We start from the raw sequence: 19,978 nt of genomic DNA, 5'->3' as shown, positions 1-19,978 counted from the left end.
CTTCGTTATCGACCTGTGTTCGGTGTCATTGCACGGCTTGCATGCTGGTGTGTTGGAAAAGGATAAGGCGATGATCGACGAAACCTTCGACGACTATCTGGACGATCAGGGCAATATCAAAATCAGGGGGAACAAGACCCTGATCGACTTCGTCGACAAGCACTGCGCGGAGAACGGCGAGGACCTCGCCTACCGCTACATCGATTACTCGCGCGAACGCGACGGTGAGTACCTCGAACTCACCTGGCGCCAGTTCGGTGTGCGGCTTCGTGCGGTGGCGGCTCGGTTGCAGCAGGTGACGTGTCCGGGCGACCGGGTAGCGATCCTCGCTCCGCAAGGGCTCGACTATGTCGTTTCGCTTTTCGCCGCGGTGTACGCGGGCAATATCGCGGTCCCGCTGTTCGATCCGGAGGAGCAGGGCCACACCGATCGGCTGCACGCGGTACTGGGTGACTGTGCGCCTGCGGCGATCCTCACCGCCGGTTCCGCGGCCGGCGGGGTGCGGAAATTCTTTCGCCATCTCCCCGCGTCGCGGCGCCCGCGCATCATCGCGGTGGAAGCGATCCCGGACGGCGTCGGCGCGTCGTGGACGCGGCCGGATATCAATATCGACAGCGTGGCCTACTTGCAGTACACCTCGGGGTCGACCCGGACGCCCGCGGGTGTGGAGGTCACCCACCGGGCGGTGGGCACGAACCTGTTGCAGATGATCGACGCCATCGGCGTCACCGAGAATTCGCGTGGGGTCACCTGGTTGCCGCTGTTCCACGACATGGGCCTGCTGTCCGTGATCCTGCCGACCATCGGCGGCGGGTTCATCACGATCATGTCGCCGAGCGCGTTCGTGCGCCGCCCGTATCGCTGGATCAAAGAGTTGGCCGCGGCCTCCGATGGTGCCGGAACCTTTTCCGCCGCACCCAATTTCGCGTTCGAGCACGCGGCGGTGCGTGGCAAGCCGAAGCCGGGCGAAGAATTGGACCTGTCCAATGTGATCGGGTTGATCAACGGCAGCGAGCCGGTCTCGGTGTCCTCGATGAAGAAGTTCAACGAGGCTTTCGCGCCCTACGGATTGCCGCAGACGGCGATCAAACCGTGTTACGGCATGGCCGAGGCGACGCTGTTCGTGTCGGCGACCAGGGCCGAGGACCAGGCGAAAGTCGTCCACGTCGACCGCGCCGAATTGAACGCCGGGCGGATGATCGAGGTCGCGCCGGATGCCGACAATGCCATCGCCCAGGTGTCCTGCGGGTATGTGGCGCTGTCGCAGTGGGCGGTGATCGTCGATCCGGAGCATGGCACCGAGCGAGTCGACGGTGCGGTCGGCGAGATCTGGCTGCACGGCGAGAACATGGGCATCGGATACTGGGGGCGTCCCGAGGAGACCGAGTCCGTATTCCGTGCGAAGCTGGCGGCTCGGCTGGCCGACGGCAGTCACGCGCAAGGCGCGCCGCCGGACGCCAACTGGATGCGCACCGGCGATTTCGGCGCTTACCTCGACGGCGAGCTGTACATCACCGGCCGGGTCAAGGACCTGGTCATCGTGGACGGACGTAACCACTACCCGCAGGATCTGGAGTTCTCCGCCCAGGAATCGAGCCAGGTATTGCGCCCCGGATTCGTCGCGGCGTTCTCGGTGGCGGCCAACGAACTGCCCGCGCTGGTCTTCGACCAGGACAGTCATTCCGGACTGACGTTCGACCCCGAGGACACTTCCGAGCAACTCGTGATCGTCGCGGAACGCAATGCCGGCGCGGGCAAGCTCGAGCCCGAACCGGTCGCCGACACTGTGCGCGCCGCGATCGCGCGGCGACACGGCGTGACGGTACGCGACGTGCTGTTGGTGCCCGCGGGCTCGATTCCGCGCACGTCCAGCGGCAAGATCGCCCGCCGCGCCTGCCGGGCGGCCTACCTGGAGGGCACGCTGCGCGGCGGTCACCAGCAGCAGGCATTCCCGGACGCGCACCGAGATTGGGAGTCCGAGAGGGCGGTCGTCGGATAGCGGCGCAGCCGGACGGCGTCCGGCCGTAGCTTCCGCCGGGTCGAGTGCGGGCCGGCGTCACCACCTCGCGGCGGTTGTCGAGGCAGTGGTCGCGATCGGTGACGCGCAGGTATCCGGCGACGATCAGCACGCCATCCAGTCCAGGTCCCGATGCCTTGACCTCGAGGTCACTCGAGGTTGTCGGCTTGTCGGCTCGGCGGTCGCAGGCAGTGGAATGGCCGAATGGGAATGGCTGAACGGGGATGGCCGAAAAATCGGTTGGTCGATGCTCGCTCCGGTGCGACCCTGAAATATCGGACCTCGATGCGAACATCACCGAGGGGCCCGCTCCGCGCCGCGAATCACCTACCTCGAGGGGGAGCTTTGTCTGTCGCAGTGGATATTTCGTCGGCCGAACCGGAGGCCGACAGATCACCGCGGCCCGCGGCCAGGCGCGGAGGGTCGCTGCGCCGGTTCTGGCCGTACCTGCGTCCGCAGCTCGGGATCCTGCTCACCGCGAGTGGTCTCGCGCTGCTCGCGAGCCTGACGGCCGTCGTGATTCCACTGATGATCGCGCGGATCATCGACGGTCCGGTCGCGCACCGCGATCTCGCGGGCGCGCTCGGGCCGGTGGCTGTCGTCGTGGTGCTCGGTCTGGTGGAGGCGGGCGCGGTGTGGGGACGTCGCTGGCTGATCGCCGCGCCCGCCACGCGGTTCGAAATCACCTTGCGGGCCACGATCTTCCGCAAGTTGCAAACGCTGTCGATCGGCAGACACGACGCGTGGGAGTCGGGTCAGCTGCTCTCGCGTGCGGTGGACGACCTGTCCACCATGCGGCGGTTCGTATCCTTCGCGGGCCCGTTCCTGCTCGTCCACACCCTGACCATCCCGATCGGGTTCATCGCGCTGGTCGCGCTGAGCTGGCAGATCGGCCTGATCTTCGCGATCGTATCGATCCCGCTGGTGGGCATCTGCGTTCGCTTCGAGCGCCGGTACTCGGTGGCTTCGCGGCGGGCCCAGGACCAGGCCGGCGACTTGGCCACCACGGCCGAGGAGTCCGCGCAGGGCGTGCGGGTACTGAAGGCATTCGGTCGTGGCGTGTTCTTCGGCGGCCGGTTCACCGCTCAGGCGCGCGAGCTGCAAAAGACCGAGCTGCTGAAAGTGCGATTGGACGCGACGCTGTGGTCGGCCATGGTGAGCCTGCCGAAGCTGGCGATCGCGTTCGCGCTCGGCTACGGCGGCTACTCGGTGGCGCACGGCGCGATGACGCTCGGCACGCTGGTCGCGGGCATCACACTGGCGACTTTCCTGCAGTGGCCGATCATTTGGACCGGCTTCCTGCTGGCCGAGCTGAACGATGCCCGCACCGCGGCCGACCGCTACTGGGAGATCATCGACACCCCGATCGACATCACCGACCCGGTCGACCCGGTGGACCTGCCAGAGCGCATCGTCGGCGAACTGCGTTTGACGGGAGTGTGTTTCGCCTTTCCCGACGCCGAAAATCCGGTGCTGCGGGATGTGTCGCTGAAGGTGCGTCCCGGTGAGACGGTGGCACTGGTCGGCGCGACGGGCAGCGGAAAGACGGCCCTGCTCAACCTGATTCCGCGCCTGTACGACGTGACCGGTGGCGCGATCACCATCGACGGCATCGACATCGCGGCGATGCGGGTCGCCGACTTGCGATCGCTGGTGTCGGTGGCGTTCGAGGACCCGGTGCTGTTCTCCGCGAGCGTGCGGGAGAACGTCGCGCTCGGCGATCCGTCCGCCACCGACGCCGAGGTGCGCCGCGCGCTCGAGGTCGCCCAGGCCGCGGAGTTCGTGGACAACCTGCCGTGGGGCCTGGACACCAGAATCGGTGAGCAGGGTCTGAGCCTGTCCGGCGGGCAGCGCCAACGACTCGCGCTGGCCCGTGCGGTGCTCACCGGGGCGCGCAGCCGGATCATGGCGCTCGACGACCCGCTGTCCGCGCTCGACGTGGAAACCGAGGAACGGGTGCAGGCGCGGTTGCGCGCCGTGCTGGCCGACGCGACCACGCTGCTGGTGGCGCATCGTCCGTCTACGGCGGCACTGGCCGATCGGGTGGCGTTGCTCGCCGACGGCCGGATCGAGGCCGTCGGAACCCACGACCAGCTACTGCGGACCAGCAGGAGATACCGAGAACTGATGGGCGGTGCGCAGCGATGAGCGTCGAGACGGCCATGTCGAAAGACGAAGCAGTGCAGGATGTTTCCGGCCACGAGGACGAGGCAGCCGATTGGCGCGGCATCGCGAACGAGGACAAGGAGATCACCGAAACCGGAAACCTGGTGCTGGCCGGTCGATCCCGGCGACTGCTGCTCGACCTGTTGCGGCCCTACCGCAGGCCGGCCGCGCTCGCGCTGGTGCTCATCGTGGTGGACAACGCCGCCATGGTGTCGGCTCCGCTGTTCGTCGCGCACGGGTTGGATACCGGTATCGCGCGGGGCGTGGCCGGTGACTGGGCGCCGCTCGCCTGGACCGCGGCCGGGTACCTCGGCTCGGTGCTCCTCGGTGTGCTCACGACCTTCTCGTTCCTGCGGGTTTCCGGCAGGCTCAGCCAGAGCGTGCTGTTCGACCTGCGGGTGCGCTCGTTCACGCATATGCAGCGCCTCAGCGTCGCCTTCCACGAGCAGTACACCTCGGGCAAGGCGGTCGCCCGGCTCACCGGCGACATCGAGACCCTGCAGGAACTGCTGGAGAGCGCCCTCAATCAGGCGCTGAGCGCGATCCTCTCGGTGCTGACCATCGCGGCGTTGCTGGTCTATCTGGACCACGTCCTGGCCGCGATAGTGCTGGCCGGCTTCGTGCCGCTGGTGCTGGTCACGCGGTGGGCGCAGCGCAGACAGCGGGCAGGCTACCGCCGCACCCGTGGCGCGATCGCCAAGGTGGTGGTCCAGTTCGTCGAGTCGATGGGTGGCATGCGGGCGGTGCAGGCATTTCGCCGCGAGCAGCGCAACGAGTCGGTGCTGGCGATCCAGGACGCCGAATTCCGGCAGGCAACCACTGCGGCGATGCGCGGAATGGGCGACTACGCCGGACTGACCAAACTGCTCGGCAACCTGACCACGGTGACCGTCATCGTGGTCGGTGCGTGGCGGGTGATCGAGGGCGATCTCGCGGTCGGCGTGCTGGCGGCCTACCTGCTGTATCTCAACGAGTTCTACGGTCCGCTGGACGAACTCGCCCAGGTATTCAACGCCTATCAGTCCGCGGCGGCCGCGCTGGAGAAGATCTCGGGTGTGCTGGAGGAGGAACCGTCGGTGCCGGAGCCCGCGCAGCCGCAGGCGCTGGGCAAGGCGTCGGGCGCGGTGCGGATGGACGAGGTGTGGTTCGGCTACCGGTCCGATACCACCGCGGATTCGCGACCTGTGTTGCCCGAGTTCACCCTGGACATCCCCGCCGGGCAGGTGATCGCGCTGGTGGGCTCTACCGGCGCGGGTAAGTCGACGCTGGCCAAGCTGCTGACCCGGTTCTACGACCCCTCGGGCGGCGCGGTCACCCTGGACGGCGTAGACCTGCGCGACCTGTCGGATGCCGATCTGCGACGCAACGTGGTGATGGTCACACAGGAGTCCTATCTGTTCTCCGGCTCGGTGGCCGACAACATCCGGCTCGGCAGGCCCGAGGCCACCGACGCGGAGGTATTCGCCGCGGCGCGATCGGTCGGTCTGTACGACTTCGTGCAGGCGCTGCCCCACGGCTTCGCCACCGACGTGCGCAAGCGTGGCGGACGGCTCTCGGCGGGGCAGCGGCAGCTGGTCGCGTTCGCGCGGGTGTTCCTGGCCGATCCCGCCGTGATCGTGCTGGACGAGGCCACCTCGAGCCTGGACATCCCGAGCGAGCGGCTGGTGCAGCGGGCGCTGGAGAGCGTGCTGCGCGGTCGCACAGCGGTGATCATCGCCCATCGGTTGTCCACGGTGGCGATCGCGGACCGGGTGCTGGTGCTCGAATCGGGCCGGATCGTCGAGGACGGCGCCCCTGGCGCCCTGATCGCGGGCACCGGCCGTTTCGCCGACCTGCACGCTGCGTGGCTGGAGTCGCTCGTGTGATGGGCGAGGTATGCGAGTACGGACTGAACGTCGCTTACGGTAGATACGTGACGACCCAAGCCTCCGACCCCGAGAGCCGCGCCGGGGACCCGCCGGAATCCCGGTGGCCGGCGATCCTCACGTGGCGCGCTCATGACGCGTCGCGGATGGAGTCGGTGCGGGTGACGCTCAACGGCAACCGCATCCGCGCCGCAGGGCGCATGATCGGCGGCGGGTGCGCGGAACATCCCGCGTTCAGTGCCTCCTATGACCTGGTCACCGACGAGAACGGCGCGACGAAGCGGCTCTCGCTGCGCACGACGACGGCCGCCGGGGAGCGGCAAGCCTCGATCGCGCGCGACGAAGAGAACTATTGGCTCGTCGACGCGGGCGGCCACCACGTGCGCTCCACCTTCGGCGGCGCGCTCGACGTGGACGTGGTGCTCAGCCCGTTCTTCAACACCCTGCCGATTCGTCGCTACGACCTCCAGCACGCGGTCGAGGACGTGCAGGTGCCGGTGGTCTACGTCCGCCTGCCCGACCTCCTTGTGCAAGAGGCCACGCTGGTCTACAGCAGCGCGGCCGACGGCATCAGCGTGCTGTCCCCGGTCTCCAGCGCGACCGTCACGGTCGATGCCGACGGCTTCCTGCTGGACTACCCGGGCTTGGCCGAGCGCATCTGACCGCGCCGTTCAGTCGAGCCGGGGTGAGACGCGCCTCCGGGTCTCATGAGAGTCTCCACCGCTCGTGCTACCCCGTCCCGGCAGGCTGACACGACATCAGGTTCGATTCGGCCTGACTGCGCCTTATTCCGTTGCGGCAGAACGACACACGGGTTCGCACAGGCCCGATGCCCGCATTCTTCTGCGCTCACCCCGGAAACGCCAGATCACCAATCCAGGCGACTTCGAACATTCACAAGTGCCGAGCGGACAGTGATCTGCATCAGTTCACGGTAGCGCCTGTGCGGGATCGATCCGGTTGGTAGTGAACCTGCTGCTCGCGTCGTGATCGTGGGTCGGGACAATGGTCACCGTGCGGCGGGCCAGGTGCAGCCGGTGCAGCGTCTTGAAGGTGGCGTCGCGGTCCACGTCGGCGAAAAGGCCCGGGTAGCTGGACTTCTGGCGAATATCGTCGATTTGCAGGTAATGCCAGGCGGCGTCGCCTGCAAGCAGCACCCAGCCGCTTTCGGTGTGGCACAGGATCCCGATGCTGCCCGGGGTATGGCCGGCCAGATCGACAAGCACCACACTGCCGTCGCCGAACAGGTCGCGGCTGCGGGTGAAGGTGAGCACCGGTGGTCCGTCGAGGTCGAACTGCTCGAGCGGGCGGTCGCGCAGAGAATCGCGCACGCCGCCGACCGGAGCGACCGCCCCGCCGGTGATCCAGCGGTGTTCGTCGCTGTGCAGGTGAACCGGCAGGCCGGGGAAGTCGAGCAGGCCGCAGACATGATCCCAGTGCGTGTGTGTGGGCAGTGCGAAACCCGGTGCGGGAAGCTGAGGTTCGCTCTGCAAGGCGGTGATCGTCGGGATGGTGTCGGCGGGTGGCTGGACCGCTACCCGCAGGATCGAGGGAAGCTGCGCGATGGCCCGGTGCTCGGCGTCGAGGCAGAAGCTCGGATCCACCAGAAAGGTGGCCTCCGGGTGCTGAACGACGAACGAGGTAAGTGAATTGCGAATCTGCCTCGGATCGAACCGTCCCTCCACGATCATGGGCGTCGGCACCGTACGCGGCACCTGTTCCAGGGTCGTGATCTTGACCGTGCGCTGCGCGGCGGGCAGCCCCGCATCGGCGATCGACCGCAGGAAACGCTCGTCCGGCTTGCGCGGCCGCACCATCCCGCGCACCAGACCCGTCGCGGCGGCACAGCATTCGAACACACTCGGACTGCGAACTGGTTCTGACATGGAGGCACGCTAATACTTGATGTCGACATGAAGTCAAGGAGGCGATCGTGACCACCGTATCGGACCTACGCATCGGCGACGCTGCGGCGATCCTCGGTATCGAGGCCCACGTCCTGCGCCATTGGGAATCCGTCGGCCTACTCCACCCACCCCGCACCCCCTCCGGCCACCGCACCTACAACCAGCAAACCCTCGACATCGCCCGCCTGATCCGCATCCTCCAACGCACCGGCCTTTCCCTCGAACAGATCCGCGACTTGGGTACCAGCACCTGCGACGCCCGCGCCGCCCTCATCGAGGCCAAACGCGCCGAGATCCGTGCCCGCATGACCCTGCTCGAAGCTACCGAGGGCTTCCTGGCCCACCTCACCACCTGTAGCCACCCCGTGATCGCCGACTGCCCCGAATGCTCGGAGTTCAGCCGCCGGTCATGACCGCGATTTCCGCGGCGATCGGGAGGTCGATCGCGCCGTTCAGCGCCGTGTAAGGGTGCCGCCGGCCGCGCGCAAGTTATGCCGCCGTAGTGGTCGCGGGGCTGATCCAGGGGGCCATCTCGCGGTTCAGCCGAGCCGGGTGAGGACGCCGCCGCGTTCCCCGGCCGCCCGCAAATCTTCCAGCCAGTTGTGGTCACCTGGCCGGACGCCGGTGATTTCCCAGCGGGTCGCCGATTCGTAGCGTTTCCGGGCGTCGTGTCCCGCCTCGGCCAGATCAGTGAGGGATTGCTCCGCGCGCAGGCTGTCGCGTGCCGCTGCGAGCACCCTGAGCGTTTCGTCCAGCACTTCCAGCAGCGCCGCGGCATTCGGCTCGCAGATCGCGCGAACCAGATCGGGGGCGGTGCCCGCGACCCGGGTGCCGTCGCGGAACGATCCGGCGGCGAGACCCAGCGCGAGCGCGCCGCCCGCGGCACCGGCCGTCGCCAACGCCTCGGCCAGCACATGCGGAAGATGTGAGATGCGGGCCACGGCGCGATCGTGCGCTGCGGCCACGACCGGGACGACCACCGCCCCGCAATCGAGAGCCAGCCGCACCACGCGGCTCCAGGGTTCGGCGTGCGTGCCGTCGTCCACGCCGACCGCCCACACCGCGTCGCGGAACAATCCAGGATCGGTGGCCGCCCACCCGGATTCGGCGGTGCCCGCCATCGGATGACCACCGACGTACCGGTCGCCGAGACCATGCGCCCGCACCGCGTCCACGACCGGACCCTTCACACTCACCACATCGGTGAGCACGCAGTGTGGCGCGAAGGTGGCGACCGCGGCGAGCATATGCTCCACCGCCGGCATCGGCACCGCGATCACGATCAGCGCGTCGCTGTCGGCAGCCCGCTGCAGCGCGGCGGTGAGGTCTTCGGTGACGTCGAATCCGTCGTCGCGTGCGGCCTGCGCACCCGCCGCGGAGCGGTTGTATCCCCAGCCGTCATAGCCCTCGGCTGCAGCCGCACGCAGCAATGACCCACCGATCAGGCCCGTCCCGAGGACGCATATGGGTGCTTTCTTCGCCGAAGTCACCGGACCAGATTGGCATACGACTTCAACATTTCAGCTCGAGCAGACTACCGTTGCGGCCATGGCAGCACAGCGCTCGGGCACGAACAGGGCGGCGTCGGATGATTACGACGACGTGGAAGGGTTCGCAGTGGCGGTCGTCCGCGAAGAAGGCAAGTGGCGATGCAGCCCACTGAGCCAGGCAGCGCTCACCGATTTGTCCGCCGCGGAAAGCGAGCTCAAGGCTTTGCGCAGCTCGGGAGCGGTGTTCGGCTTGCTCGACATCGACGACGAGTTCTTCATCGTGCTGCGGCCCGCGCCGAGCGGCACCCGGATGTTGGTGTCGGACGCGACGGCCGCGATCGATTACGACATCGCCGCGGACGTCCTGGAGGCATTGAACATCGACATCCCCGATATCGACCCGGACGAACTCGACGACATCGAGCCGTGGGAGGAGGGCGACCTCGGTGTGCTCGCCGATCTCGGCCTGCCCGAACCGGTGCTGAGTGTCATCCTCGCCGAGACCGACCTCTACCCGGACGAGCAGCTCGGCATGATCGCCCAGCGGCTCGGCTTCGCCGGTGAATTCTCGGCGGTGCTGGACAAGCTGCCGCGCTGACGTGCGAGTCCTGCCGGACGACCCGTTTCCCTCGGACGCCGACATGATGCGCGTCGCACTCGACGCCGCAGCCGCGGCGGGGGAGCGGGACGTACCCGTGGGCGCGGTTGTCTTCGATTCCACCGGAAGGGAACTCGCGCGCGCGGCGAATGCCAGGGAAGCGCTCGGTGACCCCACCGCGCACGCGGAGATCCTGGCGCTGCGCCGCGCGGCCGCGGTGCACGGCGACGGATGGCGGCTGGAGGATGCCACCCTCGCCGTCACGCTGGAGCCCTGCACCATGTGCGCGGGCGCGCTGGTACTCGCGCGGGTCGGCCGGTTGATCTTCGGCGCCTGGGAGCCGAAGACCGGCGCTGTCGGCTCACTGTGGGACGTGGTTCGCGATCGCCGGCTCAACCACCGGCCGCAGGTGCGCGGCGGCGTGCTCGAGGCGGAATGCGCGGCGTTACTCGACGAATTCTTCCGCGCCCAGCGTTGAACATCGCCAGGTCACCTGGCGATTTAGCGATCCGGCGACGGTCCGGTATGGTTGTCGGCGGTGGCGTGTCCGAGCGGCCTAAGGAGCACGCCTCGAAAGCGTGTGAGGGGTAACCCCCCTCCGAGGGTTCAAATCCCTCCGCCACCGCTTACGCCCCTCACCTGAATCGCCAGGTGAGGGGCTTTTCTTCCCACAGAACACATCGGCCGATCCGGGCGCGTCTCGCACAGGCCGCACTGATGCCAGGATTGCTGCCCAGCAACGCACTCGGCCGCCGCGCCGGTGTGCGGTCCCGGTCTCCTGTCCGGCGCCCCGATGCCGTGGCCGCAAAGGTGGAAAGCGACGGCGAACGCAACGCCGAGTCGAAGATTCACCGCGACTGCATCACGGCCTGGCACGAGGCCGCCGCCCGTCTCGCGGCCGACCGCATGGTAGTGGCCAGGTGATCGAACTGCCCAAGAGTTGAGCGCCTACCACCCCCGGCCATATCGGCAGCGGCCCCGGAACCATCTCGGTTCTGGGGCCGCTGTCGTTTTCAGGGAAGGGTCATCCCCAGTATTCACCGCGTTTCTTCCGGTCCTCGATGTCGGCCAGGTATTCGGCTTCCTGGTCGGTGCCTAATTTGTCTTCGTCGCCGAATCGGTCGCGCAAATGAATCCGTTGCTCAGGTGGTACGGCGTCGCGGCGCGCGTTGAATGTGGCGAAGGACGCTTTGATTTCCGCCAGTTTCTCGGTGGTGGTGTTGTCGGGTATTTCTCCGGGAGCGTAGAATGTTTTCCCGCCAATTCTTTCCGGCATTGTCTCGTCTCCTATCAGTAGGAATCTCGGCCATTTGGATGATTTCGCGGCCGTCCGGTCCTGGGAACCGGTCGTCATTCGTGCTCGTGCGGCTCCTTTCGCGAGCCGTCCGGGTTGAATGCGTCGTCATTGAAATCGTCGTCACCGAACCGTGAGGACAAATGGATGCGCTTCTCCGGGGGGACTGCGTTGCGGCGTTCCTCGAACTCGGCGAACATAGTCGCGTAGCGGTCCAGTTGTTCCTGTGTCAGTGGCGGCTTTCCGTCCTCTTCGCGAGTCGAGAACCGTCGTCCCTTGTATATTTCGGCCATCGTTGGGGCTCCTAGATTTCCTCGGCCATTTCAATAATGATGCGCCCGGTCTCCGGGTCCGGGTACCGATTCAACACATTGAACTCGGTTCCGGATTTGAACAAAACCTCGAGTTCTTCGGGTTTCCGTGCGAATTGCTCGATGGACTTGCCGTGTTCGGAAACTATCCTGAATTCCACTTGGCGGTCGAACGCCGCTTCCGGGGCGCGGGAACTGGAGGTGAAGCCAGCTTCGGTGACCGTGTGGCCGGGCTGGTACCGGGCCAGGTCTTCGGGAGTGAGGTCGGCGCGTCTGGTCACCAGGCCCTGATAGTCGGGCAGTTTGTCGAGTGCTGCGTTGAGGTCGGTTACCCGCAATTCTTGCGCCCGATTGATTCCGCCGTGGCGTAACACATAGTTGAGAGATTCCGAGCCGCCGGGGCCGGTGTATTCCCATAGTGCGGCTCGGTCGGCATCGTTGAGCAGTGACGCGGCGGCCGGGTCGGCCTTCGGCCGCAGGCGCCCGCCCGGTGTCAGGTCCTCCAGCCGTTCGACTTCCCGCACATGCCGCTGGATATCGGCATCCAGCTTCACTCCTGCGGCGATCCGGCGTTCGTTCTGCCATTGTTCAATCATGAGCCGGATCGGGCGGGCGTAGCGCGCGCAGATTGCGGCGGCACCGGCCAGACCGACAGCCGCGGACACACCGAAAGTGATCCACGATGAGGCAAGCGAGATCGCGGCATTGATCGCCAGTTCGGTCAACAACGCATCCCGGATTGCCTCGAGCTGCATCCGGAGGTTGTCACGCAGTTCATCCAGCGCCTGGCGGTGGGCGCGGCAGGACGCGGCCAGGTCCGTCATGGCTGTGATAGCCGCGTCGGCGGCTGCTTTGAGTGCGCGCAGGTCCTCGTCGACGAACGCGCTTTCGGGCGCGGTGATCGACTCCAGGGCGGTGGCGGCCGACTGCAGGGCAGCGGGGAATCCGGCCACCGCGGCGGCGCGGGCGGTGCGTTCCCAGGTGTTGCCCGCGTTGCTGATTGTGGTGGCGTTGCCGTCGGGCACGATGATGCCGATCATCTCGGCAAGGCCGATGCCGCTGTCGACCAGGCCGTTGCCGGGGCCGCCCGCCGAGGGCAGCGGGATTCGGCACACGATCACAGGCGGTAGCGGCGCGGCTGGGCGGGTGGGCAATGGCCCGGTGCCGATAGTGGCGGCGAACTCCGCGCATTCGTGGTTGTAGCCGACCTGCTGAAGGATGACGGCGTACCCGTGGGCGGCGTTGGCGAGTTTGGACACCAGGCGCAGGATTTCGGCGGCCCGATTGTCGTAGGATTCGCCCCATTTCTTGGCGTCGCTGTAAGATCCGGCCATGTTCGTTGCCTGCGCCATGGCGGGCCATTCGGCATCGACGGCGGCCCAGAAATCGGCTGCGGCGGTAGCCAGTTTGGCGGCGGTGTCGTAGTAGGTCGGCACCGACACGTCGATGACGGTCATCCGGCGGCCCCGGTGCCGCGGCCGAGCATCGAGAGATTGGCCGCGGATGCCGACTCGTACTGCTGGCGGGCGGCGGTGGCCGCGGCGCGCATCTTCGCCAGGCCGTCACGGATCTTCCCGGCCGCGGTGGTCCATTCCAGATGTGCCGCAGCGTGGGCGGCGGCCGCCTCCCCGCTCCAACTCGTGTGCAGGGCGGCGATGCGTTTTTCGATTTCGTCCAGCGATTCGTCCACGAACCCGTTCAGCCCTTCGATCCGGGCGGTGACGGCCTCCAAGTGGGCAAGATCGACGCGGTACTCGGTAATAACGTCCCCTTCGGGTTCGGGCGCGGGATGTCAGATCGGCGGCAGGCTCAGTGAGCTGTAGGTGTTCGCGGCCGCGGTGTCGGTGGTGGTGGCACGGTCTACGACCACACCGAGCAGTTCGGCCATGTCGGCCAACGCTTCCCACACGCTGATTGCGGCGGTGTGTGTCTCGTCCCATGCGGCGGCGTAGGCGGTGGCCGCCTGGCCGCGCCAGCTGGACGTGAGCCCGTCGACCTCGGCGCTGGCCGCGCGCAATCCGTCGGTCAGGCTGGCCGCGGTCTGTTGCACATAGCGCCCGGCATCTGAGACGTGCTCGGGCACCAGAGCAAACGTCGTCGCGGCCGGTGAGTTCTCGCTCACTCGCTCTCTCCTTTCCTCCCCCTCGTGGTCCCCCGCATGGTTCGTGTGATGACTGCCTATCAGATGGGACGGGCAACAGCCCGACTCGGTTCCATCAAATCGCGGTCAGCCCAGCAAATCTCACGCTTCCTGCGCGGCGGGCGACCGACGAGGCGGCCGCAGATGGAAACCCGCCCTTGGCGTGCTCGCACTCGTAGGGTGCTGGGCGGGCTGGGACACCGCCGCGACACCTACGAGATCGGCGAGGACTCAGCGCGCCGAATCGGCGTATGCAGATGGGGACGTGTGGTGATTGAGCTGCGTCGGAATGTGTTTTGCTTTTCTGCTGGATGATGTGGCGTAGATCATCGACTAGGGCTGTTCTGGGACGTCGGTGCTCGGCGGGGCGGGATTCTTGATCTGTTCGCGCAGGATGTCGCCGTGGCCGGCGTGACGTGCGAAGTCCTCGCTCAGGAGCAGGTAGATGAATCGCAGGTTGACGTCGCCGAGGCGGGGGTGTGTGGTGATGTCGTCGGGGTCGAAGTCGGCGGCGATCGTGCGGGAACGTTCGCTGGCGCGCTCGAATTCGGCGATCACCTCGGCCAGGGTCTCGTTGTCGTCGACGACGAAACTGGCGTCGCCCGCGATCGTGGCGCCGTCGCATTCGCTCGCGGGCAGGCCCGCCAGGACGCGCTGGAACCAGATCCGTTCGGCGACTGCGGCGTGTTTGAGCAATCCGATCGGGGTGGTCATCGACGTGACGAGGCGGCGGCGGGCGTCTGCGTCGGACAGACCGCGCACCGTGTTGACCAATTCCGCTCGGTTGCGGTCGAGCGCGCTCTCGAGCAATTGGCGTTCAGTACCGGTGGTGACCTGTGGTATCGACCATGTCATGGTCTGCTCGAGTCTGTTGGGTGGGGTCGAATCTGCCTGTTGTACTTGTGATTTCATTTTTTTACTCCATTCAGGACGGTCCGGTGACCTTCTGCTGAGTAAGTGAGAGGCGGGGTGTAAGGATGCGGCACGCAGCGGAGCTGGGCGGCGATTCGGGACCGGGGCCGGAATTCGGTGAGTTCATCAACTGTGCCGCTGATCTCGGGCGAGCCGCTCGCTGAATGCGCAGTTGTCTGCCTCGAATCGCAAGATCTGCGCGGCGCGGCGTGCACGATGACGCTGGTCTGTTGCTTCGCGTGCAGTCGTTGCTCGAACCCTATCGCAAGTTAGGGCCGGTCGCCACAGAGGGTTCGGGAGGCACCCGGTTCTGAAACCATGTGTAGCGGATATCGAATGCGAATCCGGCACCGAACAGGTGCGCTCCCTCGCGGCGGCCGCCGCTGCCAGTGTGGAGCGTGCGGCGGCTGACTCACGTGCCGAGGCCACCGGGCCATGCCGCGCGGGTTGAGCGAGGCTGTTCGCACAGCCAGGATCGAGCCGGGGAATCGAGCACGGTCGGTGAATCGTCTGCGCCATCACACAACCGTGTCGGGGCAACCATGCACACTTCCGGTGGAAGCGACGTACTCGAACCAACGAACTCAGCGAGAGGGAGTAGCGCGGTGGACGCAGAGCTTTTGCAGCATCCTGCCGTCGAGATTGCAACCCGGAGGGTCAGCGACTTCGATCCTGGTCTCACCCCAGTGGCCGCCGCTGTGCGCGCTGGCATGGTGGCGGTTGTTCTGGAAAGCGGCGACAAGCGGTTCACGGTGCACGTGGAGTACCGCGATGGTGAATGGGTCGCGCCGAATTTCGTCTGCGGTACACCGCGTCGGGATCGGCAGCGGGAGGCCGTCACTGGGCATCAACCGCTGTGCGAGCAGTCGCGGAAGTGGTTCCATTGGCCTGCGGGCGAGCAGGAATCGGACCCGGTTGGTTGGCATTCGGTGACCGGTATCGCTGCGCTGGACGCGGTCGCGGTTTCGCTGACTTCGACGTTGGAGTCGTCTACGTCGCCGATCGGTGAGTCTGGACTGGCGTTTACCTTGGTACAGGGGCGTTGGGCCGACAAACCTGTGATTGGGGTGCACACCCGTGATGGGCGGACTGTGACCGGGCGTCCATAGACACCACGTTTCACGACTCTGTAGCTATCCGGATGCTCAGGTAGCTGGTCGAGCTCAATGATCTGACTCGATCAGGCCCGATGCCGCATACAGCCCTGACAACACGAAGCCCCGCCGACCTCCGTCGAGACGACGGACTTCCTGTTGCTTGCGTTACGAGCGGTCGAACTCGCCCTCGCACGCACCCGCGACGAAGGCGTCCCATTCGCCGGGGGTGAACACCAGCGCCGGGCCGGTGGGGTTCTTCGAGTCGCGGACGCCGACGTGCCCGCCGTCGAGGAAGGCGACCTCAACGCAATCCTTGCCCCCACCACTGCGGCTGCTCTTGAACCACTTGGCCCCGGACAGATCAACGTTCACGCTGCATACTCCCTTGCCACCCTGCGGAGCAGGGCCTTGCTGCTGGCGACATCCAGTGTCGTTTGCTGGATGGTCTCGAACGCCTGACGATACCTGTCGAGGTCCTTCACGCGTTCGAGATACATATCTCCACCGTAGGACTCGACGTAGACAACGCTCGGCGCGTTCGGCCGTCCTTTCGCGTCCTGCCCGAAGTCCAGGAGAGTAAACGGTCCAGGGGCGATTCCCAGCGGAAATCCGGCAGTGAACGGTTGGATGCGCACTCTGACGCTGGCCGGGAGGTTGGCCAAGTGAGTGGCCTGCGCCGACATTACCGATGGTCCGCCGACGACATACCTCAGGCATGCCTCATTGAAGATCACGTCGACCTTTGCCGGTTGGGTCTTGCGGGTGATGAGAGCTTGTCGTTTGGTTCGCAGCTCGATCCGGCGATTCAGCTCCTCATCCGAGATGCCGGGAAAGAAATTTCGGTCCAGTGCTCTGGCATAGTCCGGGGTCTGGAACAGACCGGAGATAATGTCAGGCCGGTAGCAGGACAATTGCTGCGCGCTCGATTCCAGCCCGACATACAGCTCGAAGTTGCCGAGCAGCAGGTCATCGAACGCGTGCCACCAGCTCTTCACCGATGCCTGCGCCGCCAAACCCTTGAGAGCGGCCATGAGATCGGAGTCGATGTCGTAAATGCGGCACAGGGCTTCGACATCGAGTTCGCGAACCTTGGGCGACTGCCCCTTCTCCACCCGCTGAAGCTTGCTCGTGGACCACTGCATCATCGGCGCAACCTGATCGAGCGTCAGATTCGATGCCGACCGCGCCTCTCTGAGGTACTGCCCGAGCTGGCGCCTCGGCAGGGTGGTGTTGTCGTGGTCCTGGTCCGTCACGTTCTCTCGGTTCCCGTCACGCTGCCCGGGTCCTGTCGTCATGGGAAAAGTCTCATTCATCGGCGACAACCACTATGGCGCTTTCGAAAAAATACTCATGAAAACCCTTGGCGGGCTTGCCTTCTGTGATCGGCCGGGTGTGTTCTGTGTGTGCGCTCGTTTTGTGATGTGTAACCGCCTGTCTCTCAACGTAGTTCGTTCCTATCCCTGCGTGCCGGGAGGTTGGCGGGACGGGAGCACCCTCCAGACCTTCGATTCGAGTAGAGGTTTTCATGGGCCACATAGCGTTTGGCGACACGCCGTTGACCCGGTGCCACTATTACCGGCAGGTGTGCGATCTGCCTGCGGTTCTCGACCCGCCTGAGCTGGGTCGGATCGTCATGCGAACCTCGTATGTGTGGGCGCTGACAATGCCCGCGCCGTTGGGGCGGGCGGTTCGGGAAGTCATGCAGCGCTGCGGAGACGCCGCCGGGCCGATCCTGGCGCATCCTCGCTCGAACAGGTGGTGCTTTCTCGTGCGGCCCGATGTTCCTGACGACACCAAGGTTTTCGCGGAGTTGTTCCGCCTTGATGTGTCGGTCGTGCGGGAGGGTGGAACGGTGGCGTTGCCGTCTCCTACGGCTACGTCCGGTGCTATCAGGCATTGGATAGCGACCCCTCGTGACAGGTTCCGCCCGTCCGGGCTGGTTGTGGTCGACGCCGTGCGTTCGTGCGGTGGGCCAGGAAGACGCCGGGCGGTCGCGCATGTCTGACGACATGAAGCAGACGGCTCTTCCTTCGAAGGACATGGTGTTGCAGGCATGCTCGGGCACAGTGGCTGTCCCACATCCGATCCTGCAAGCCGCCTATGAGCTGGCGAGTCTGCACGAGGCGCGTAGTAGTGCGGATGCGAGCGACGAGATCGACTGTGCACAAGCGAGATTGGTGCGTGACATCGATTGCTGGGTGGCAGCGGAGAAGCCACCGGAGTTCGGGGCCGCCTATCGCCATACCGAGACCGTCGGCATGGTGATCGATCGGATCGCCGAATTCTCGGTAGCCGCGCACTGCGCACTCGCAGAAGGCACGTCGGAATTTCAGCGCCACTATGCTTGGCGGCGGCTCGCCGAACTCGCGCTCGCCTACAGCGATTTGTCGTTCGAGATATCCGCCGGCATCCGGCGACTGCCGGACTTCACTTACCCGGCAGATTCGAGCGACGAGACCGGGGCAATGCGATGAATCCTCGACGGGATGTTCTCCGTTGGATGAGGTTACCCACGAGCTGGGCGGTTGTGCCGGGTGTAGCCGGTCATCGGCCCCGCGAGCCTGTGGGAGTGGGGGCATGGTGGCGGCTCTGATGAGCACGGCCGCGTCGAAACGCACGTTCGGGTCCGCGCGTGAAAATGGTGGTCCAACGGTGTCGTGTGTGGTGGGTTCAATTCCGCCCGGCACCGGCCGGGTACTTGCCAGCACGTACAGAATTTCTGCCGCACCATAGGATGATGGCCCTACGCCGGAAGGAGGTCGGGTGGTGAGCGATCTGGACCATCACTACTGGATGAGCCGGGCGATCGAACTCGCGCGCCGGTGCCCGGTGGTCGAGGGCGCGTTCTCGGTGGGCGCGGTGATCGTGGCCGACGGCGCGGAGATATCCACCGGCTACTCGCGCGAGAACGACCCGAAGGAGCACGCGGAAGAGGCCGCGCTGGGCAAGCTCGACGCGGCCGACCCCAGACTGTCGCGCGCGACGCTCTACAGCACGCTGGAACCGTGCTCGGAACGCGGGACCAAGGAGCGACTGCCGTGCACGGACCGAATCCTGCGGGCCGGTATCCCGGTGGTGGTGATCGCATGGCGGGAGCCGTCGACGTTCGTCGCGAATTGTGTCGGTGTGGAAAAGCTGCGGCAGGCAGGCGTCACGGTGATCGAGATTCCGGACCTGGCGCAGGCGGCGATGTCGATGAACCGGCACCTGGACCTGTCCTAGCTAGTTGTCGTAGTCCCAGTACTGCAACCAGCGCACCGACGCGAACAGCAGCAGCGTCAGCGCGTAGAGCACGACGACGACCGCGGCCCCGGCGGCGCTGGCTCGTCGGCTCGCGCCGTCGATCGGATCGAGCCAGCGCCGGAACCACGCGGCGACCGCCGGTGACAGGAAGTAGCTCATCAGTCCCACGCTGACGATCTGGCTCAGCCACATCGCCAACCACGGTTGTGCGCCGAACCGGTCCAGCACTGGGCCGAGGAACCTGGACAGCGTCATCACGGTCGGATACAGCACCAGCAGCACCAGCATCGCGGTCTTCCAGGTCGGCGTCATCCTGGTCTCGCCGTCGACCGTCCGCACCGTGGACCCGAACGGCGTGGTGTGCGCATCCACGGTGAAGTCCTCGGTCAGTTGCGAGCGCAACTCCGGCAATGCGGCGGCGCGTTCCTGCGAGCGCATCCAGTCCGACAACTGAGTTCCCGTCCGGAACCGGAGCACGGACAACCAGCGCCCGCGAGCATCGGACGGGAAGAGGGCGGCGCCCTCGAATCCCGGAAATTCCGAACTCGCCGCGACAAGCCGCGCTTCGGTCGCCGCGAATTCGGCTTCCTTGCCGCGGGCGACGCGGTGCCGGAATACCCCGATTCCCGGTGTCGGCGAGCCTCCTGCGAGGATGATCAGATCCGAGCTTTTGCGCCGAAATCCGAGCGACTCACCTGCACCCAGCAAGCGTGCCCGCTCGGCGGAGTCCAGAAAATCGTGCAGTAGTTGTTCGGATCGAAAGGTAACGCTGAAACCCGGCTCTAGTTGCGGGTATTCGCTTACTGCCACAGCGGCATCTACGAATCCCTCGGCAGTTTGGGCGATTTCGGCGATCCGATCCAGCCAGGCTCGAAAATCCACCTCGTCGGTAGGGCGGTGAAAGAGGGAGATGGCGGTCGCGGCGGAGTTCATCGACG

At 66.1% G+C, this 19,978-nt stretch carries 22 protein-coding genes and 1 tRNA gene; 12 read left to right on the top strand and 11 right to left on the bottom strand.

Features of this window, described 5'->3' with window-relative positions:
* Nucleotides 1–70: 70 nt before the first annotated feature.
* The 4 genes from fadD32 (at nucleotide 71) to ACT86A_RS12290 (ending at nucleotide 6,710) form a co-directional block, all read left to right on the top strand.
* Nucleotides 71–1,999, top strand: a complete 1,929-nt coding sequence (gene fadD32, locus ACT86A_RS12305) for a long-chain-fatty-acid--AMP ligase FadD32 (protein ID WP_445092205.1) — start codon at nucleotides 71–73, stop codon at nucleotides 1,997–1,999.
* Nucleotides 2,000–2,362: 363 nt separating this feature from the next.
* Nucleotides 2,363–4,165, top strand: coding sequence for an ABC transporter ATP-binding protein (locus ACT86A_RS12300; RefSeq protein ID WP_445092204.1), 1,803 nt, complete (start codon nucleotides 2,363–2,365; stop codon nucleotides 4,163–4,165).
* Complete coding sequence (locus ACT86A_RS12295) at nucleotides 4,162–6,048, top strand: ABC transporter ATP-binding protein (protein WP_445092203.1); 1,887 nt, start codon at nucleotides 4,162–4,164, stop codon at nucleotides 6,046–6,048. Before ACT86A_RS12300 ends, ACT86A_RS12295 begins: the two co-directional genes overlap by 4 nt.
* A gap of 47 nt (nucleotides 6,049–6,095) precedes the next feature.
* Nucleotides 6,096–6,710 (top strand): putative glycolipid-binding domain-containing protein, encoded by a 615-nt coding sequence (locus tag ACT86A_RS12290; protein WP_445092202.1) that lies wholly within the window; start codon nucleotides 6,096–6,098, stop codon nucleotides 6,708–6,710.
* Between the two features lie 267 nt (nucleotides 6,711–6,977).
* Here ACT86A_RS12290 and ACT86A_RS12285 read toward each other — a convergent pair whose 3' ends face one another.
* Nucleotides 6,978–7,934: an MBL fold metallo-hydrolase gene (locus tag ACT86A_RS12285; RefSeq protein ID WP_445092201.1), complete on the bottom strand. Its 957-nt coding sequence runs from the start codon at nucleotides 7,932–7,934 to the stop codon at nucleotides 6,978–6,980.
* A 47-nt stretch (nucleotides 7,935–7,981) separates the two neighbouring features.
* Here ACT86A_RS12285 and ACT86A_RS12280 point away from each other — a divergent pair, with 47 nt between their 5' ends.
* A complete protein-coding gene (locus tag ACT86A_RS12280) occupies nucleotides 7,982–8,368 on the top strand; it encodes a MerR family transcriptional regulator (RefSeq protein WP_445092200.1) in 387 nt (128 codons plus the stop codon).
* 126 nt (nucleotides 8,369–8,494) lie between these two features.
* Here ACT86A_RS12280 and ACT86A_RS12275 read toward each other — a convergent pair whose 3' ends face one another.
* On the bottom strand, nucleotides 8,495–9,445 hold the full coding sequence (locus ACT86A_RS12275) for a prephenate dehydrogenase (RefSeq protein ID WP_445092199.1): 951 nt from the start codon (nucleotides 9,443–9,445) through the stop codon (nucleotides 8,495–8,497).
* 58 nt (nucleotides 9,446–9,503) lie between these two features.
* On the opposite strand from ACT86A_RS12275, the gene ACT86A_RS12270 reads away from it, so the two are divergent.
* The 4 genes from ACT86A_RS12270 (at nucleotide 9,504) to ACT86A_RS12255 (ending at nucleotide 10,967) form a co-directional block, all read left to right on the top strand.
* Nucleotides 9,504–10,043, top strand: coding sequence for a tRNA adenosine deaminase-associated protein (locus tag ACT86A_RS12270; protein ID WP_445092198.1), 540 nt, complete (start codon nucleotides 9,504–9,506; stop codon nucleotides 10,041–10,043).
* Nucleotides 10,044–10,086: 43 nt separating this feature from the next.
* The gene (locus tag ACT86A_RS12265; RefSeq protein ID WP_445092383.1) at nucleotides 10,087–10,521 is read left to right on the top strand and encodes a nucleoside deaminase; all 435 of its coding nucleotides are present in this window, start codon (nucleotides 10,087–10,089) and stop codon (nucleotides 10,519–10,521) included.
* A gap of 59 nt (nucleotides 10,522–10,580) precedes the next feature.
* A tRNA-Ser gene (locus tag ACT86A_RS12260) sits at nucleotides 10,581–10,668 on the top strand.
* A 92-nt stretch (nucleotides 10,669–10,760) separates the two neighbouring features.
* Nucleotides 10,761–10,967 carry a hypothetical protein gene (locus tag ACT86A_RS12255; RefSeq protein ID WP_445092197.1) on the top strand — a complete coding sequence of 69 codons (207 nt, stop codon included), beginning with the start codon at nucleotides 10,761–10,763 and terminating at the stop codon, nucleotides 10,965–10,967.
* Between the two features lie 100 nt (nucleotides 10,968–11,067).
* Here the strand turns inward: ACT86A_RS12255 and ACT86A_RS12250 are convergent, their stop codons facing one another.
* From ACT86A_RS12250 to ACT86A_RS12225, 6 genes are all read right to left on the bottom strand, one after another.
* Nucleotides 11,068–11,319: a hypothetical protein gene (locus ACT86A_RS12250; RefSeq protein ID WP_445092196.1), complete on the bottom strand. Its 252-nt coding sequence runs from the start codon at nucleotides 11,317–11,319 to the stop codon at nucleotides 11,068–11,070.
* Between the two features lie 74 nt (nucleotides 11,320–11,393).
* Nucleotides 11,394–11,630 (bottom strand): hypothetical protein, encoded by a 237-nt coding sequence (locus tag ACT86A_RS12245; protein ID WP_445092195.1) that lies wholly within the window; start codon nucleotides 11,628–11,630, stop codon nucleotides 11,394–11,396.
* An 11-nt stretch (nucleotides 11,631–11,641) separates the two neighbouring features.
* A complete protein-coding gene (locus tag ACT86A_RS12240; protein WP_445092194.1) occupies nucleotides 11,642–13,105 on the bottom strand; it encodes an ADP-ribosyltransferase in 1,464 nt (487 codons plus the stop codon).
* Nucleotides 13,102–13,380, bottom strand: coding sequence for a WXG100 family type VII secretion target (locus tag ACT86A_RS12235; RefSeq protein ID WP_445092193.1), 279 nt, complete (start codon nucleotides 13,378–13,380; stop codon nucleotides 13,102–13,104). The genes ACT86A_RS12240 and ACT86A_RS12235 overlap by 4 nt, the downstream gene beginning before the upstream one ends.
* A 60-nt stretch (nucleotides 13,381–13,440) precedes the next feature.
* Nucleotides 13,441–13,770: a WXG100 family type VII secretion target gene (locus ACT86A_RS12230; protein WP_445092192.1), complete on the bottom strand. Its 330-nt coding sequence runs from the start codon at nucleotides 13,768–13,770 to the stop codon at nucleotides 13,441–13,443.
* A gap of 351 nt (nucleotides 13,771–14,121) precedes the next feature.
* The gene (locus tag ACT86A_RS12225; protein WP_445092191.1) at nucleotides 14,122–14,643 is read right to left on the bottom strand and encodes a DinB family protein; all 522 of its coding nucleotides are present in this window, start codon (nucleotides 14,641–14,643) and stop codon (nucleotides 14,122–14,124) included.
* 662 nt (nucleotides 14,644–15,305) lie between these two features.
* On the opposite strand from ACT86A_RS12225, the gene ACT86A_RS12220 reads away from it, so the two are divergent.
* Nucleotides 15,306–15,809: a hypothetical protein gene (locus ACT86A_RS12220; protein WP_445092190.1), complete on the top strand. Its 504-nt coding sequence runs from the start codon at nucleotides 15,306–15,308 to the stop codon at nucleotides 15,807–15,809.
* Between the two features lie 153 nt (nucleotides 15,810–15,962).
* Here the strand turns inward: ACT86A_RS12220 and ACT86A_RS12215 are convergent, their stop codons facing one another.
* On the bottom strand, nucleotides 15,963–16,169 hold the full coding sequence (locus ACT86A_RS12215) for a DUF397 domain-containing protein (RefSeq protein WP_445092189.1): 207 nt from the start codon (nucleotides 16,167–16,169) through the stop codon (nucleotides 15,963–15,965).
* Entirely contained in the window at nucleotides 16,166–17,050 is an 885-nt protein-coding gene (locus tag ACT86A_RS12210) for a helix-turn-helix domain-containing protein (RefSeq protein WP_445092188.1), read from the bottom strand. The genes ACT86A_RS12215 and ACT86A_RS12210 overlap by 4 nt, the downstream gene beginning before the upstream one ends.
* A 744-nt stretch (nucleotides 17,051–17,794) precedes the next feature.
* Between ACT86A_RS12210 and ACT86A_RS12205 the strand changes: the two genes are divergently transcribed.
* Together ACT86A_RS12205 and ACT86A_RS12200 are read left to right on the top strand one after the other, a co-directional pair.
* On the top strand, nucleotides 17,795–18,271 hold the full coding sequence (locus ACT86A_RS12205) for a DUF4254 domain-containing protein (protein WP_445092187.1): 477 nt from the start codon (nucleotides 17,795–17,797) through the stop codon (nucleotides 18,269–18,271).
* 292 nt (nucleotides 18,272–18,563) lie between these two features.
* A complete protein-coding gene (locus tag ACT86A_RS12200) occupies nucleotides 18,564–19,019 on the top strand; it encodes a deaminase (protein ID WP_445092186.1) in 456 nt (151 codons plus the stop codon).
* On the opposite strand, the gene ACT86A_RS12195 is transcribed toward ACT86A_RS12200, so the two are convergent.
* Nucleotides 19,020–19,973, bottom strand: a complete 954-nt coding sequence (locus tag ACT86A_RS12195) for an antibiotic biosynthesis monooxygenase (RefSeq protein WP_445092185.1) — start codon at nucleotides 19,971–19,973, stop codon at nucleotides 19,020–19,022.
* Nucleotides 19,974–19,978 lie beyond the last annotated feature (5 nt).

The sequence above is a fragment of the Nocardia glycosmidis genome (genome assembly GCF_052545115.1).
Note: the sequence above shows the minus strand (reverse complement) of the source record. Positions and strands in the feature narration are given on the sequence as shown.